The 17,691-nt window shown below is 37.8% G+C and carries 12 protein-coding genes; 8 read left to right on the top strand and 4 right to left on the bottom strand.

What is annotated here, in order from left to right; genetic code table 11:
- Positions 1–92: 92 nt before the first annotated feature.
- Complete coding sequence (locus AC27G3_RS00370) at positions 93–572, bottom strand: methylated-DNA--[protein]-cysteine S-methyltransferase (RefSeq protein ID WP_487117837.1); 480 nt, start codon at positions 570–572, stop codon at positions 93–95.
- Positions 573–587: 15 nt separating this feature from the next.
- Positions 588–2,018, bottom strand: coding sequence for a DNA-3-methyladenine glycosylase 2 family protein (locus AC27G3_RS00365; RefSeq protein ID WP_487117836.1), 1,431 nt, complete (start codon positions 2,016–2,018; stop codon positions 588–590).
- A gap of 324 nt (positions 2,019–2,342) precedes the next feature.
- Here AC27G3_RS00365 and AC27G3_RS00360 point away from each other — a divergent pair, with 324 nt between their 5' ends.
- The 5 genes from AC27G3_RS00360 (at position 2,343) to AC27G3_RS00340 (ending at position 11,229) form a co-directional block, all read left to right on the top strand.
- Entirely contained in the window at positions 2,343–5,042 is a 2,700-nt protein-coding gene (locus AC27G3_RS00360; RefSeq protein ID WP_487117835.1) for a TonB-dependent receptor, read from the top strand.
- A gap of 233 nt (positions 5,043–5,275) precedes the next feature.
- On the top strand, positions 5,276–6,238 hold the full coding sequence (locus AC27G3_RS00355) for a homoserine O-succinyltransferase (RefSeq protein ID WP_487117834.1): 963 nt from the start codon (positions 5,276–5,278) through the stop codon (positions 6,236–6,238).
- The gene (gene metH, locus AC27G3_RS00350; RefSeq protein WP_487117833.1) at positions 6,228–9,965 is read left to right on the top strand and encodes a methionine synthase; all 3,738 of its coding nucleotides are present in this window, start codon (positions 6,228–6,230) and stop codon (positions 9,963–9,965) included. Before AC27G3_RS00355 ends, metH begins: the two co-directional genes overlap by 11 nt.
- Before the next feature lie 287 nt (positions 9,966–10,252).
- Complete coding sequence (locus AC27G3_RS00345; protein ID WP_487117832.1) at positions 10,253–10,762, top strand: PepSY-associated TM helix domain-containing protein; 510 nt, start codon at positions 10,253–10,255, stop codon at positions 10,760–10,762.
- On the top strand, positions 10,762–11,229 hold the full coding sequence (locus AC27G3_RS00340; protein WP_487117831.1) for a hypothetical protein: 468 nt from the start codon (positions 10,762–10,764) through the stop codon (positions 11,227–11,229). The genes AC27G3_RS00345 and AC27G3_RS00340 overlap by 1 nt, the downstream gene beginning before the upstream one ends.
- Before the next feature lie 156 nt (positions 11,230–11,385).
- On the opposite strand, the gene nhaD is transcribed toward AC27G3_RS00340, so the two are convergent.
- Positions 11,386–12,783 (bottom strand): sodium:proton antiporter NhaD, encoded by a 1,398-nt coding sequence (gene nhaD, locus AC27G3_RS00335; protein ID WP_487117830.1) that lies wholly within the window; start codon positions 12,781–12,783, stop codon positions 11,386–11,388.
- 207 nt (positions 12,784–12,990) lie between these two features.
- Positions 12,991–14,094 carry a 1-acyl-sn-glycerol-3-phosphate acyltransferase gene (locus AC27G3_RS00330; protein ID WP_487117829.1) on the bottom strand — a complete coding sequence of 368 codons (1,104 nt, stop codon included), beginning with the start codon at positions 14,092–14,094 and terminating at the stop codon, positions 12,991–12,993.
- A gap of 216 nt (positions 14,095–14,310) precedes the next feature.
- Between AC27G3_RS00330 and AC27G3_RS00325 the strand changes: the two genes are divergently transcribed.
- The 3 genes from AC27G3_RS00325 to AC27G3_RS00315 are packed head-to-tail and all read left to right on the top strand — an operon-like array spanning position 14,311 to position 17,620.
- Positions 14,311–16,080 carry a vWA domain-containing protein gene (locus AC27G3_RS00325; protein WP_487117828.1) on the top strand — a complete coding sequence of 590 codons (1,770 nt, stop codon included), beginning with the start codon at positions 14,311–14,313 and terminating at the stop codon, positions 16,078–16,080.
- A 45-nt stretch (positions 16,081–16,125) separates the two neighbouring features.
- Complete coding sequence (locus AC27G3_RS00320; RefSeq protein ID WP_487117827.1) at positions 16,126–16,755, top strand: sigma-70 family RNA polymerase sigma factor; 630 nt, start codon at positions 16,126–16,128, stop codon at positions 16,753–16,755.
- Positions 16,745–17,620, top strand: coding sequence for a hypothetical protein (locus AC27G3_RS00315; RefSeq protein WP_487117826.1), 876 nt, complete (start codon positions 16,745–16,747; stop codon positions 17,618–17,620). Before AC27G3_RS00320 ends, AC27G3_RS00315 begins: the two co-directional genes overlap by 11 nt.
- Positions 17,621–17,691 lie beyond the last annotated feature (71 nt).

Below are 17,691 nucleotides of genomic sequence, written 5' to 3'. Positions count from 1 at the left end.
GTAACTTTATTAATAGTATTTTTAACATATTGATATTACATTAATTAATAGACGTTAAGTAAAACTAACGTTATTAATTAACCTGAAGACTTCTACACCTTAAATTGTGCACCTTCATGCATCAGTAACTTTGCCTTTAACCCTAAGCCTCCTGCATAGCCAGTAAGCTTTCCATTACTGCCAATAACGCGATGACAAGGCACTATTAATGCTATTCTGTTTGCGCCATTAGCACTGCCTACCGCGCGGATGGCTTTCTCGTTATTTATTGCTTTGGCTAACCAAGCATAGCTTTTTGTCTCACCTTGCTTAATGGTACATAGCGTTTGCCAAACGGTTTGTTGAAAAGGTGTACCGACTTGAGCTAAGGGTAAATCGAAATGTTTACGCTCTTTAGCAAAGTATTGATCAAGTTGTTCGCACACTTGAGTAAAGGGCGTTTTACTTTCTTTTGCTTTTGAATCAACAACTACGGGTAAGGCGCTTTGCACAAATTGTAGGCTGGTTAAACCTTCATTTGTTGCGGTGAGTGCAATTTCACCAAAAGGTGACTGATAATAGGTGTAATACATAAGTGATGCCTGTTATTAATTTTTTGTTGGCGCAATCGCTAGAGATTGCCATAAGTAAATAGCAGCGTAGGCTCGCCAAGGCCGCCATTGTTCGCTTAATGCGAGTATGTCTTTATTGGTTGGCTTTTTATCGTTAACTGTTAACGCTTTAATTATGCCCAAATCAGCACTTGGAAAAGCATCAGGATCGCTTAAGCCGCGCATTGCTAGGTAGTTGACAGTCCAAGGACCTATGCCTTTTATCTTAATTAGTTGTTGTTCTAATGCATCAAGAGAGGCGTAGTAGTGAAAAATTTGTTCGTCTTGTTGATAAAATTCAAGCCAATTTTTTAGTGTACTAATACGCGAGCGAGTTAAGCCAATATCTTGATACTCTGCCTTTGATAATTCATCAGCACAAGGAAAAGTATGCGTTAAACCATATGGATTATCGGCACATAAACTGCCGTACTTTACAGCAATACGATTAGCTAAAGTAGTAGCACCTTTTACCGATATTTGTTGTCCCAAAATGGCACGGATAGAGAACTCAAAAATATCCCAACACCCTGGCAATCTCAGACCAGGTGTTTGTGCAATCACTTTGGCTAAACTTGGATGCTTTATTAAGGTTTTGTGAATTTGTTGCATGTCTGTATCAAGGTCAAACATTTGTCTAACCCCTTGAATTACTTTGTTAAGGTATCGGTAGTCTTCAAGTTGTACTTTAAGTAACAAGGCACTTTTGTTATTAGTTTTACTAACACTGAACCAACCCTTACAGCCGTTAATGCTAATCGTTCGACAATATTCACTGTCACTGACATGTTCAACATTAACCAATTGTCTTTTTTGAAAAAACGACAACATTAGCGGCCAATCAAAAGGCTCACGATAAGGTAGGGAGACTTCAATATAAGCGAGCTTGGTAGGGTTACTTTCTTTTCTGCAATCGCTAGGGCTGCACTGGTAAGCTTGTTTAATTGCTTCGTTAAAGCGCCTAACACTTGAATACCCCGACGCAAAAGCAACATCGGTAATGCTAAGTTGCGTTGTTTTTAAAAGTCGTCGAGCAAGAAGTAACTTTTGGTTTGCTAAGTATTTTATTGGCGATAATCCATAATGTTTCACAAATAAACGCCTAATTTGCCGTTCACTTAAAGAAAATTGTTGGCTTAGTATTGGCAGTTTAATGCCAGACTCTAACGCTTTACATAGCTTTTTAATTTCTATGGGCGGTGAGGCTTGCGGGGCTAGTTCGGGTAAGCAGCGTAAGCAAGGTCTAAAACCTGCCTCTTGTGCTTGCATCGCATTGGAATAGTAACGAACATTTTCAGGCTTAGGTGGGCGAGCAGGGCATACTGGACGGCAGAATATGCCTGTTGTTATTACTGCAGTGTAAAATTTGCCATCAAACCGAGCATCTCTGCTTAATCTTGCTTGTTGATATATTTGCGTGGTCGACATTAATAATTCCTCAATTAGCAAACATCATAGCGGAAAAAAGTGTAACTGACTGGCGGTTTTCGGACAAGGATACTGTTTTAATTTTGTCAGGATAAAAACGATTTCATCTATTGAAGTAATCTGTTTTGTGGTGTTTTTTTAATAATCACTTAGCTTATTTTAGAATTTCGTCAGTTGTTTTGAAAAATACGTAAGCAATTTAAATTAGTCATGACATATAGTTAATGAGGTAATTAGAAATGCCATTCGATAAGTTTATAAAGTTAGAAAATAATAATAAAACAAAAATTTAAAATAAATAAATCAAACAAGCAGGGAAAAATTATGACGTTAATATCGCAAAATCTTCAATTCTCAGTACCCAAGAAGAAACACTCAGTTGCCCAAGCTATTATTTCAGCTCTCGCACTTACTCCACTATGGTTGACGGCAGCCGAAGCTGAGCAAGAGCAGAAAGAGTTTGAAATAGAGGTTGTTACCGTGACGGCCCAAAAACGAGTGCAAAATATTTTAAAAGTACCGGTAACCGTTGGGACCGTATCTGCAGACACCATTGAAGAAAGTAGCTCTGTTTTATTAAGCGATATTGACAAGTTTATTCCGGGTTTTGATTTTAGCGACGGCAATATGACACAGGCGGGTGTCACAATGCGTGGTGTCTCAAGCCCAAATATTAGTGTCGGCGGCGATCCATCTTCTGCAACATTTTATGATGATGTTTATATGCCAAGAGCAGCACAAAACGTTATTTTTTCCGATATGGCACGAGTAGAAGTATTAAAAGGTCCCCAAGGCACCTTGTTTGGCCGAAATGCCGCTGTAGGTGTTGTTAATATGGTGCCAAATAGTCCTGACAGCGACTTTAATGGATTTATTAAGGCCACTCTTGGATCTGATAACTTGCAACGTTATGAAGGCATGATCAATATTCCAATTACCGATAATTTTTATATGCGCGCCAACGTACTAACAAACAATCAAGATGGCATAGTAGAAAACATTGCAACACCAGCTTGGAATGATGGTAATAAAGTGTGGGACTTAGGTGAAAGAGCACATAACGCCGCGAGATTATCGTTATTGTGGGACATTAGTGAAAGCACTAATTTTCAACTTTCTTATGATATTGACGATTTAGAGCAGGCGCCACCAATGGCGGTAGGGGTGAGTGAATATGCTTATAATAGCGGAAAAACGCCTTTTAATGATAAAGCAGAGAACGATGTACGTAACGGTGTTGAATCTCGAGATATGTACGGTATAACGGCTAAATTAAATCATGACTTTAATAATACATTATCGATGAAATACGTGTTGAGCTATCGAGATTGGCAAACAGAAAATCGCGAAGATGAAGATGGCACGGCGGATATAACGCGCTATTTCGATACCTCAAATAATGAAGACTCTGATATTTTATACACTGAATTACAGTTTAACTACGTCACTGATAATGTAAATGCGGTTACCGGTTTTTCATACTCTAAAGAGAATGTTAATCAAACAACAGAGCTCAATATTACTACCGATACTGCGGCGCGATTAATTACTGGCGATTTAAACAATCAAATTAATGGTCTAGTAAGCGCACAAGTTGCTCAAATGATAGGTGGTAACACTGATGCTGCTGCATCAGCTGCTTTTGGACCTGATGTTACGTTTGATGGAGCAGTAAGTACTCTTAAGTCATCAATGGGCTTAGACGATATGGATCATATGTGGAATTCAGATGATTGGTCGCGAACACTCATCGGCTTAGGTTATGAAGATCAAATTATCGGAGCTTTAGTGGGATTAGGCTTGGTACCTCCAGGGACACCACTAACTCCTGAGTTAATTGAAATGACGGGAAATTTAACTTACGACATGATTTCTGCTGAACTTCCTGCTTTGGTAGGCAGCAGCCAAGTGTATATTCCTGAAGTATTTGGTCCTGGCTATGCAGGTCAATTTTGGCAAGAGAGTGTCAACAACACTGGCGAGTTCACTAACTGGGGTGTTTATGCTGACGTTGATTATGCACTTACTGATAAGTGGCATGTTATTGGTGGTCTTCGATATTCGAGAGATGAAAAAGACTTTACTTGGTTAATCCCTTTGAATGATTTTTCAGGTGTGCCGGTTAATCAGGTTGTAGAAATGATGGCACCAGGACTTGGTAATTCAGAACAAATTGGTAATATTGTTTTTCCGCAAGCAAATTTAGCTGCCTCAGATACGTGGGATGAAGTCACAGGTCGCTTAGTTACCAGTTACCAATTTACCGATGATCACATGCTCTTTACATCTTACTCTACGGGTTATAAATCAGGTGGTTATGATTCACTAGAGCCTAGCATGGAAGCATTTGCACCAGAGAACACGTCAGATCTTGAGTTTGGTTATAAGGGGATTGTTTGGGGTGAGGTTGTAGCTAACATCAGTGGTTATTTTCTAGAAATTACCGATTTACAAAGTTCTATTAGCTCTAAAGTCCCGGGAAGCCCTGCTGCTGTACCTACGATTATTAGCATAGATAAAGAAGTAACAGGACTAGAAATTGATATTCGCTGGTTTGCTACTGACAGCTTAACACTAGGCGCGGTGAGTGAGATACGCTCAACCGATACGCATACCCCCGATTTTTATAACGGGGAAGGTGATTTTATTACCGCACAAAAAAGTAGTGTGGATGCTAGCTTAAATTACACCTTAACCCTTGATTGGATGCCAGATTTCGGAGTAGGAACCACGAACTTCCATATCGATTATGTATTTTTAGAAAATAATAATGCCAGTCAAGCTGGATTAGAGGATTACAAAAAAGCAGTGCCTGCCTACTTTAAAGACACCAAAAACTTAAATGCTCGAATATCTTGGACAAATGATGGTGACGACATAGAAATTGGTTTGTGGGGGAAAAATTTACTTGATGAACGCTATATGTTGAGCTTAGGTGGACTGACGGCAGACATTTTAGGCACACCATTTGGTCGTATTGATCGAGGTTTAGAAGCAGGTATTGATGTGAAATACATGTTTTAGCTGCTAAACATTTAATTGCCTGTTTAAAGCCTGATACTTCGTCAGGCTTTTTTATTGTAAATTAAGTGCAGGAATATGTTGGTTTAACCCTCTCGTTCGATCTTATTTATAACAAAATCGCCTAGGTGTTTTTAGACGTCTAAACGTTTAGATGTTGACATAGCCAGAAATCTGCGTCACATTACACGCTATACTCGTTAAATACATTTTTCTTCAGTGTTAGGTTGCTTTTTATGCCGATTAAAATTCCCGATAGATTGCCTGCATTATCTGTTTTAGATAATGAAAATATTTTTGTGATGTCCGAAAACCGAGCGGCAAATCAAGAAATACGACCTATGCAGGTGGCAATTTTAAACTTAATGCCGAATAAAATTGAAACCGAAGTTCAAATTTTACGTATGCTTGCCAATACTCCGTTGCAAATTAATATTGAATTTGTCCGTATTCATGCCAATGAGTCTAAAAATACTCCGAAAGAGCATTTAGAAAATTTCTATTACTTATTTGATGATATTAAACACAAGCAATACGATGGTTTAATTATTACTGGTGCCCCATTAGCTTTACTTGACTATAGCGAAGTGAGCTTTTGGGACAAAATTTGTGAAGTATTCGATTGGGCAGAAAGTAATGTAACCTCCACTATGTTTTCGTGTTGGGCAGCACATGCTGCTTTGTATCATCATTACGGTTTAAATAGGCATTTAAGACCTCAAAAGCTTTCAGGTTTATATAAACATACGGTATGTGATGCAAAAGAGCAGTTAACTCGCGGTTTTGATGAATGTTTTACCGTCCCTCATTCTCGTTACGGTTACATTGATAAAACCGATTATCAATCGGTTGATCAATTAAAGGTTATTGCAGAATCTGAACAAGCTGGAGTTTATCTTGTTGCAAGCGAAAATAAACAACAAGTCTATTTAACGGGACACCCAGAATACGATGCATCAACGTTACATGAAGAGTTTTTACGAGACCTTACGGTTAATGATAATGTCATTAAACCTGTGAATTATTATGACAACGATGACGATATTTGTCCGCCTGCAAACTCGTGGCGAAGTCACGGTAGCCTATTATTTACTAATTGGCTTAATTATTACGTTTATCAAATTACCCCTTATAAATTAGACGCTGACAATATAAAAGCAATGCAAACAACTAAATCTGGAGTTTCTCTTGAAAAATAAGCAAGCCGAAAGTGGTTTAAAAAAATCAGATTCATACCAATTGTTTGAACAACAATTAGAGAAACGTATTCTTATTCTTGATGGTGCAATGGGCACCATGATCCAAGCGTATAAATTTGAAGAGCAAGACTATCGAGGTGACCGTTTTGCAGATTGGCACAGCGATGTAAAAGGCAATAACGATTTACTTGTATTAACCCAGCCAGATGTGATCAAAGCGATTCATGATGAGTACCTTGAAGCAGGTGCAGATATTCTTGAAACGAACACCTTTAACGCGACAACAATAGCCATGGCCGATTACGACATGGAAGGGTTGAGTGCTGAAATTAACTTAGTTGCCGCACAAATTGCTAGAGCATCTGCGGATGAGTACACCGCAAAAAATCCAGACAAACCGCGTTTTGTTGCTGGTGTGTTAGGACCAACTAACCGTACCTGTTCTATTTCTCCAGATGTAAACGATCCTGCTTATCGTAATGTTACTTTTGATGAGCTAAAAGAAGCGTATATCGAATCAACAAAAGCCTTGATTGAAGGCGGTTCAGATTTGATTTTAATTGAGACTATTTTCGACACATTAAATGCAAAAGCAGCAATTTTCGCGGTAGAAACGGTATTTGACGAATTACAACTGCGCTTACCGGTTATGATTTCTGGTACGATTACTGACGCCTCAGGTCGTACTTTATCAGGACAAACTACAGAAGCTTTTTATAATTCACTGCGTCATGCTAAACCTATTTCTTTTGGTTTAAACTGTGCATTAGGCCCTGTTGAGCTACGCCAATATGTTGAAGAGCTTAGTCGAATTGCTGATACAGCGGTAACAGCGCATCCTAATGCTGGCCTACCGAATGCTTTTGGTGAGTACGACTTTACCGTTGAAGACATGAATACTCATGTTGCTGAATGGGCTAATTCAGGGTTTTTAAACATTATAGGTGGTTGTTGTGGCACCACGCCAGATCACATTAAAGGCATGGCTGAAAGTGTTGCTAATATCGCACCTCGTGAAATCGCACCTCGTAAAATAGCGTGTCGTTTATCGGGTCTTGAAGCGTTAACGATTGACGCAGACAGTTTGTTTGTCAATGTTGGTGAGCGCACAAATGTAACAGGCTCTGCCATTTTTAAACGTTTGATCACCGAAGAAAATTACGATCAAGCTATCGCTGTTGCATTGCAACAAGTTGAGAATGGCGCACAAATCATCGATATAAATATGGATGAAGGCATGTTGGATTCAAAATCCGCGATGATTCGCTTTTTGAATTTAATTGCTGGTGAGCCTGATATTGCTAAAGTGCCGATTATGATCGACTCTTCTAAATGGGATATTTTAGAAGAAGGCTTAAAATGCATTCAAGGTAAAGGCATTGTTAACTCTATCAGTTTGAAAGAAGGTGAAGAAAATTTCCGCCATCAAGCTGAGTTATTACGCCGTTATGGTGCAGCGGTTATTGTTATGGCATTCGACGAGCAGGGCCAAGCAGACACCCGTGAGCGTAAGTATGAAATATGTAAACGCGCCTACCATATTTTAGTCGACGAAATTGGCTATCCCGCAGAAGATATTATTTTCGATCCGAATATTTTTGCTGTAGCCACAGGTATCGATGAGCACAATAACTACGCAGTAGATTTTATTGAAGCAGTAGCTGACATAAAAGAGAACTTACCGTATGCGATGATCTCTGGGGGAGTGTCTAACGTCTCTTTTTCATTCCGTGGTAATAATCCTGTTCGAGAAGCGATTCATGCGGTATTTCTGTATCATGCGATAAAAAATGGCATGGACATGGGGATTGTTAACGCTGGACAGTTAGCCATTTACTCAGACATTCCTGAGAACTTAAGAGTTGCTGTAGAAGATGTTATTCAAAATAAAGATGACGGCGCTACAGAGCGCTTATTAGAAATTGCTGAAGAATATCGTAACCAAGGTGGGGCGAAAAATGCTAAAGCTGATTTAGCATGGCGTGAACTACCGATAAATGAACGTTTATCACATGCGTTAGTTAAGGGCATAAACGAGTTCATTATAGAAGATACCGAAGAAGCTCGATTAATCGCTGCTCGACCTTTAGATGTTATTGAAGGTCCATTAATGGACGGCATGAATACGGTAGGGGACTTGTTCGGCGCTGGCGAAATGTTTCTGCCGCAAGTTGTTAAGTCAGCACGAGTAATGAAGCAGGCAGTCGCTTATTTAAACCCATTTATTGAAGCTGAAAAAACAGAAGTTAAGTCTAACGGTAAGGTTTTATTAGCAACAGTTAAAGGTGATGTTCACGATATTGGTAAAAACATCGTTGGCGTAGTTTTACAATGTAACAACTATGAAATTATCGATTTGGGCGTCATGGTGTCTTGCGAAGATATTTTAAGAGTAGCCAAGGAAGAAAAGGTCGATATTATTGGCTTATCTGGCTTGATCACACCATCTCTTGATGAAATGGTGCATGTAGCGAAAGAGATGAAACGCCAAAACTTTACTTTGCCACTGTTAATTGGTGGTGCGACCACATCAAAAGCGCATACTGCGGTTAAAATAGAACCTCAATACGATCATCCTGTGGTTTATGTCTCAAATGCTTCACGTTCAGTTTCTGTAGTGAGTAGCTTGTTATCTGATGAATTACGTCCAGATTTTGTTGCTAAAAATAAAGATGAATATGCCAGAGTTCGTGAACGTCATTACACTAAAGGCCCTCGCTCTACATTGATCTCTTTAGAGCAAGCAAGAGCCAATGCCACTCCTCTAAGTTTCGAGCAATACACGCCTGTTAAACCGAATAAACTTGGGGTAACTGTGCTAGATGAACTTGATTTAAACGAGGTAAGAAAATACATCGATTGGACGCCATTCTTTATGACATGGCAATTATCGGGTAAGTACCCCAAAATATTGTCTCACGAGCTTATTGGTACTGAAGCGACTAATTTATTTAATGATGCTAATAAAATAATTGATGATGTTATTAGCAATAAAAAGTTAACGGCAAAAGCGGTATTCGGGTTATTTCCTGCTGCGCGTACTAATGACGATATTGAAGTTTATGCGTGTGATCAAAACAGCGGAGCAGAAAGTCGTGATGAACGTGTGATGAGGTTGCATCAATTACGTCAGCAAAGTAAAAAACCGTCAGGGCAATATAACCGTTGTTTAGCCGATTATATCGCTGAAAAAGGGAGCGGTGTCGACGATTATATTGGTGCTTTTGCTGTCTCGGCCGGTTTTGGTGCTGATGAACTTGTTAAAGTGTTTGATGCTGACCATGACGCATATAACAGCATTTTATTAAAAGCGGTAGCGGATCGACTAGCAGAAGCAAGCGCAGAGTATTTGCATGAGAAGGTACGTCGTGAATACTGGGGTTATGCTAAAGATGAAAGCTTAGACAATGAAGCGTTAATTCGTGAGCAATACCAAGGCATTCGTCCTGCACCCGGATATCCTGCTTGTCCTGAGCATACCGAGAAAGGGCTTTTGTGGGATTTATTAAATGTTGAGCAAAACATAGGTATGGAGTTAACCTCAAGTTTTGCCATGTGGCCAGGTGCAGCGGTAAGTGGTTGGTATTTTGCCCATCCAGACTCAAAGTATTTTGCTGTAGCGAAATTAGCTAAAGATCAAGTGATTGATTATGCAACACGAAAAGAAATGACCTTGCCTCAAGCTGAACGTTGGCTTTCGGCTAATTTAGATTACGAGCCTGAGTAAAAATTAGTGGTATTGATTTTGGTGAAATAAGAATAACTAGCCATTTTTTTGTGCAAATATCATAACACTGCTTTATCAGAGCGTTATAAACTTTGATTCATTAAAAGCTATAAGACACGCTAATTGTTCCGTTAGCCGGAGCCCCATAATAGCCAATGTTGTATAAACTATTAATGTATTTCTCATTAGTAATGTTATTAATATTTGCTTGAATGTTAAGTTGCTCTGTTACATCCCAACGAGCAAAAACATTTACCACGGCGTATGCACTTTGTTTAACAGCATAAGTGTCATTTTTTATTTTAGACTGCCATTTGCCACCAAGCCCTAGTGTTAACCCTTATACATTAAGCGATGCTTTGGTTATTGCTAAAAAGCAATTTCCTGACTTTAGAGCGACGTATATAACCCCACCAGAACATAACCGCGATACTTATAAACTTTATGGTGAAGGCGACTATGTTTTTTATGATCAGTACTCTTATGGCGTTATGGTTAACCCATGGACCGGAAATATTGAAGGGACAAGAACACCTGATGAAATGAATATACTACAAACATTATCACATATAGCTAACCCTCTTCATTACGGCACTATTGGTGGTATTTGGACAAAAATAATCTGGTTTGTTTTTGGTATATTATTAACGGGGATGTCGATTACAGGCTTTTTAATGTGGGGAGAAAGAACTTTTAAAGCGGGAAGAAAGCAAAGCCTTGTTGCAGAAGAGTTTACTGACAAAAATCTAACTAATGATGCATCATCTACTACATTCAACCAACAGGAAGTTCATTAATGGCTCGCGTTAAATACAACTTTTGGAACCGTTATAAATTTAAAATAAATGGCTTGGTATTATTATTATCCTGTTATTTTCTTTATCAATCGTTATTTCCACAATTTCCAGCACCTCTTGAAATAAAGCAAATCGGATCGTTTGAGGTGTCTCCAATGCCATACAATCTAGAGCCTCCTTATTTACATGACGGTGTTTACACCAAAGATTTTTTTATTACTTTCAGTAAAGGCGAGGTTAGTCATATTCGCCAAGCATATTTATCTATCGGTAAAAGTTTACAACCACTGACAGAGCTAGAAAAAGGAAGTGAAGGGATTTTGCATGGCAGTCAACATGGTCAAGAAGTTCATGCTATTGCTCCGAAATTATTAAAACCTGAGCATAAAATATGGCTAATTATAGAAAACTGGCAAGGAGAGCAAATGGTGACATTTTGGGAGCTACCTGAAGCCTTATTAGAGTAATCTCAACCTCACTCACGATGTGATCATTTCACCGGGTTAAAGTAGATCCCTAATTAATGAAATTGGGATTATAGATGTATTAGATACCTTCTTTTACCTCTAATAAAAAAGGGGCTGTTAAATTACTTTAACAGCCCCTTTTAACATGATGAAATGCTAACCATTAACTAAAAAGTGGACCCAAATGCTTGCTGCATAACCTAAGGCAATAACAGGCATCCATTTTAAATGGCTAAAAAATGTGTAGTAACCGCGTGCTTGTCCCATTAATGCAACACCTGCGGCAGAGCCAATCGACAATAAACTGCCGCCAACACCCGCCGTTAAGGTAACAAGTAACCATTGAGTTTGAGACATCTCAGGGTTCATGGTTAGTACAGCAAACATCACCGGAATATTATCTACGATTGCTGATAAAATCCCGACTAGAATATTCGCGTAAGTAGGGCCTAATTGGCCATACATGAATTCTGATGTCATGCCTAAATAACCAATGAAACCTAAACCTCCGACAGCCAAAATAACCCCGTAGAAGAAGAATAAGGTATCCCATTCGGCTCTGGCTATTTTATCAAAAACATCAAAGCCTTTGGCTTCAACTTGATGGCCTGTTGGAATATCTGAATGATCAATTTCGTTTTCTCCAGTTTTGCGGATGTAGTAGCCAAAAAACTTAAGATAAGCTAAGCCTAACATCATGCCAAACACGGGTGGTAAATGAATAAAGTTATGAAAAGAAACTGCGGTAATAATGGTTAAAATAAATAAACCAACAATTGTTAAACCACCGCGTTTAATTGTTGTTATTTCACCTGCTACCTTTTGCGGACTACCTTCAGGAATAGCAAATTGCATTATAAATGCAGGGATTAAATAATTAACAACCGACGGTAGGAATAAGTTAAAAAATTCTTCAAATTGTACAATACCTTTTTGCCAAACCATCAGTGTGGTGATATCGCCAAACGGGCTAAAGGCACCGCCAGCATTTGCACCAACAACAATGCCAATACAGCTAATAGCAATAAATTTTGGCTCATCTTTACCTACAGCTAAGACTACCGCACACATAATTAATGCGGTGGTTAAGTTATCTGCGATAGGAGAAATAAAGAAGGCAAGAATACCGGTTAACCAAAAAAGTGCTTTATAACTAAAGCCCTTACCAACCAACCAGTCACGTAAAGCATCAAATACATTACGCTCAAGCATTGCGTTAATGTAGGTCATTGCGACAAGTAAGAAGAAGAATAGTTCAGCATACTCAAGGAAGTTATGGCGAATGACCACTTCTGCCGCATGAGGCATACCATTTGAGGTGTAATAGGCGGCAATTAATATCCAAATTAATCCAGCGGCAAGTAAAACTGGTTTCGATTTTCGTAAATGTAATTGTTCTTCAAAAATAACCAAAATGTAGGAAATAGCAAAAATAGCAATTGAGGTATAGCCAATCCAATGATTTGTTAAATCAATGGATTGATGAACGGCATCTGATGAAAAAGCAATGCTAGGAAAACACATTACCAATAAAACGAATAAAAGTTTCTTCATATTATTCTCAAAATTAAGTTAGGTTGTTATGTTAAAAGTTAGAGTAATTAAATTGGCGCGATTCTATCAAAAGGGAGGGTAAATGAAAGCAGATGATTTCTAATTTAAAGAAAAGGTTATTTTAGGTCATATTTTTAGTCTGAGAAACCAACAAAATTCACGACAAAATAGTAAACAAGCCAATTAAACAGAACATATTACTTATTTTTACTGTTCTAAAGCTAATTTTGCCAATACAGGATTAGCGTACATAGTAAGTAGCCAATGTTGCTGTAATTCATCTAAATTTTTCATTCGCTCTTTTAGTTTTTTCAGTACTGCATTGTCAGCAAACTTATTATTAAGGTGAGCAAAAGCCGCAAGATTACTATCAAATAATTGATAGTGACTGATAATTTTTTCATCGATTGCCATCGCAATGTCTTTGCTACTTTCAAAATTTCCTTGCACTGGAGCGCAAAACTCAAGGTGAATTCTCCCTTTTTGTCCTAATAAACCTTGAGTAATACTGTGCAAATCTTCATTATCTGTTTTGTTATATTCGCCTGTACTTTCTTTGATAGCTAATTCAATGGCCTTTTGGTTATCACAGGGATCAAATTCATATGAAATAGCGACAGGGATAATGTTTAATTGTTGAAGATAATCACCAATTGACATTGTTTTTTCTTTATTTAATAACAACATTGATATTAATGCAGGGTTGGTTTTATCTAATCCGTCTTTTGCTCTGCCTTCTCGCTGAGCAATCCAAATATTTTGTCGATTCTGGTTAAGAGAGTGGTGAATATAAGCGGATAATTCTTTTGATGCGTTTAACATGCCGCGTTTTGTTTTTTCGCTGCGCTTAACGATAAAGCTTTTATTGACTCGCATTAAATCGGAAACCCACGGTGTGGTAAGTAAGTTATCACCAACGGCAGACTCTACAGTATCTATGCCATTTTCATGTAAAGCTAAGTTTATTAATGCGGCATCAAGAACAATGTCTCTATGGTTACTAATAAATAATGCAGGCTTACTTAAATCAAACTTTTCTAAACCGTGATAAGTAAAACCTTGAGTGCTTTTGTTAATAATTTTTTTTAAATATTTAGCCACTTCAATATGAATTTGATTGACTGTTGAAAAGCGCTTAGTTTGAAACTTCAACAAGGTTTTTATCGCTTTTTTAGCTAACCAAGATGATACACGGTACAGGCGGGGAAGCGCTAACTGAGCCACCGATGATTGAAAGTCTTCTTCATTAATTAATTGATTAATAACGTGAGTTACTTCGTTATCTCGAAAAGGGCGAATGTCATCAAACATTAAAAGTCTCAAATAGAAATTTTGCCATTTAAGGCGTCTAAAAGCAGTGTAAATTATATGACAATGTACCGATTAAATTTAGTCATTTATCGTATTTATTTTAATTATTTTAATATTAATTAAATTTAGTTAACCCTTTTTCATGACTTGTCCGTTTATTTCAATAGAGCCTATAAAACTGTCGAATATAAATTTTAACTAAAAAAGAGAGACGTCATGAAAAAACAATATATCGTTTTAGCAATAACCACGGCCTTATTAATATCAGCTTGCGCTCAAGAACAAATTGTTAAAGAGCACAATCAACAAACTAAGGTATTAAATAAAGTTGAACAAAAAGATGTCTCTAAGCCCTTAAAAGAGACATTAACTCCTAAGCCGTTACTCGCTGATGAAAGACAAATGAATTTATCGCAATTAACAAGTAAAAGCCCACATCAAAAAATGAAACGAGGACAGCAACCCCTACCGTATCAAAAAAGCATGATAGTTGCGCCTGTGTCTATGCAGCCTCCCAATGCTAAGTTAGCAGTAGATAATGAGAAATATCGTCGTCAAATTGAAAATAGTATTAAACAAGTTGTCTTATCCCCTGTATCTACTTTTTCAATTGATGTTGATACTGCGTCTTATAGTAATGTTCGCCGATTGTTAAACCAAGGAAATCTACCTCAAAAAGATGCAATTAGAGTGGAAGAGTTAGTGAATTATTTTTCTTATAACTACCCAACGACTCCAGTAAATAACGAAGCAGCGTTTAGTGTTTACAGTGAAATAGCCCCGAGCCCCTATAACGCAGATAAACATTTATTACATCTTGGTATTCAAGGGAAAAAAATAGTTGATGATGAAAGGCCACCGTCAAATTTAGTATTTTTGATTGATGTATCTGGTTCGATGAATCGAGCGAATAAGTTAGGTTTATTGAAAAACTCATTAAAAATGCTTACTAAGCAGTTAGACCAACATGACAGCGTAGCGATAGTTGTTTACGCTGGAGCAGCTGGTACTGTATTAACGCCTACACCAGGAAATGATAATCAAGCTATTGTGGATGCACTTTCTCGATTAACTGCGGGCGGCTCTACTAACGGTGGTGCCGGTATTAATGCTGCATACGCTTTAGCGAAACAATCATTTATTGATGGAGGAATTAATCGGGTTATCCTAGCAACCGATGGCGACTTCAATGTTGGCACTACTAATCAACAAGTATTAAAAGAGTTAATTGCTAAGCAGCGAGAGTCAGGCATAGCTCTGAGTATTTTAGGTTTAGGTGCAGGAAATTATAATGATGCCTTAATGCAAGAGCTAGCGCAAAATGGTAATGGTAATGCTTATTACATAGACACGCTGAATGAAGCTCGTAAGGTATTGGTGGAAGAGCTATCGTCAACCTTAATGATTATTGCAAAAGACGTAAAAATTCAACTGGAATTTAATCCTGAGATTGTCAGTGAATATCGTTTAATAGGTTATGAAACAAGGCAGTTAAAACGCCAGGATTTTAACAATGATAAAGTTGATGCGGGTGATATAGGCGCAGGACATTCTGTAACCGCGCTATACGAGATTGCTTTGGTCGATTCAGCTAATAAAGCGTTTGACCCTCTTCGCTATTCAAAACAACAACCTACAAATGGGGTTAGCGACGAGTTAGCATATTTGCGCTTACGTTATAAAAAACCAGAAGAGGCAAAAAGCCAATTAATTGAGCAACCTATTCAAGTAAGCCAAATAATGCCGAGTATTGCTGATGCCAGTAATAACTTTAAGTTTTCTGCTGCTGTTGCAGGTTTTGGGCAATTCCTTAAAAACAGTGATAATGTTTCTACATTAACGAGCGACAAAATTATTGCATTAGCTCAGCAAGGCAGGGGGGAAGACCAACACGGTTATCGCAGTGAATTTATTAATATGGTTAAATTAGCTCAAGCATTATCCCCAACGCAAAACGCACGTGAAACGAAGATAGCAAAGCATTAATATGTCAGGACTGTATTAGGATTTACGACAAGGAAATATGAGCATTTGAGTAGTTTTAACCACCAAAGTAGCGAGCAACAAACAACGGATGAGTTGTTAATGCTCGCTTATGCTAAAGGAGATGCGAGTGCATTTGATAAACTCTACCATCGCCATAAAAAAGCTGTGTTTCTTTTTTTTATTAAACAAAATACATCTGCTGCTGTAGCTGAAGAGCTTTGTCACGACACATGGCTAAAGTTGATTAATGCACGTGAGAAATATGAAGTGTCGGCATTATTTCGGACATACTTGTTCACTATTGCCAGACACGTCATGATAGATTTTTTTCAAAAAAAGAGTACTCAAAACGAACAAACTTTCACAGAACATGTTACCGATCAAGCTACACAAAATAATGTAGAGCCTTGCGAAGATAATGTTAAAAATGCGGAAGCTACAGAACAGCCATCAACAATGAATCAATACCAAATGGAACAGTTGAAACAGGCTTTAAACTCACAAATTTTACAGCTCCCGTTTGAGCAACGACAGGTTTTTTTATTGAAACAAGAAGCGGGTTTTACTGTCGACCAAATAGCAAAAATCACGCAAAATCATAAAGAAAAAGTAAAAAGCCATTGGCGTTACGCCTTACAAAAAATTAGGAAGGGGTTAACTGCTTATGTCAATTAACGATCCATTAGAAAAAGATAACGAAATAACTGAAGATGAAGCGTTTATTCAATCTTTGTATGACGATTTATCCAAGCAAGATACTGAGGTAAAACAAACCTTTGCAACTAATCCTGAGCAAGAGCAACCTAGTAAAGATGCGGATAACAAAATATTAGCTGCAGCACACAGGGCAGTTAAGTCAGCCCCTAAAGCTGAAGTAAAAAAGGTCGCTAAAAAGCTCTCGTGGTATATACCTCTTGCCTCTGCTGCATCGTTAGTCCTTGTGTTTTCATTATTTATCAATCAGTTAAATACACCTTTGATGCAACCAAGTAATTTAGCTCCAATGCAGCCGTTAGCTGAAAGTAACGATTCTGAGCAATTATTAGCCGTTGAAGAAATATCACAATTAACTAATGAACCTTCACAATCAATATATAAGCAAGCTCATAAACAAGTGAAGCCAAGTGCGATAAAACAAAAAAACAAACAATCGAGTAACGAAATGAAACGCGCATTTTCACCGGTAGCAAGCCAAAGTTTGGCTAAAAAAGAGCAACAGTTAGCTGATGAACAAGCAGCCGGTTCGCTTAGATTGCACAATGATAATTTATTAATTGATAACCATGCAGCTTCATTAGTCGCGGATAAAAAGTCGATACCTTATCTGTCGAAAAAACGCTATGAGTTGCTATTATCAGAAAAATATAACTGGATTTTTATTAGTGAAGAAAAAGAGTATTATGTAATTCAACTAGTTAGTAAAGAGGGGAAAAATACTCTTTATAAAGTGAATAAAACGACCTATTATATTAATAAGTCAATGCAAAAGAATAATATTATTCGATCATTGAAAGTGCTTGAAATGCTAACAGATAACTAAAATTTGGCCGCTAAAACTATTCTCTACTTTAGCCGCTATGTCGTTTGTCAGTCAGTTTATAATGTTAGGAG

The organism is Colwellia sp. SU-HH01217 (genome assembly GCF_057543495.1).
The sequence above is the reverse complement of the archived record's forward strand: the minus strand, read 5'-3'. Positions and strand labels throughout refer to the sequence as shown.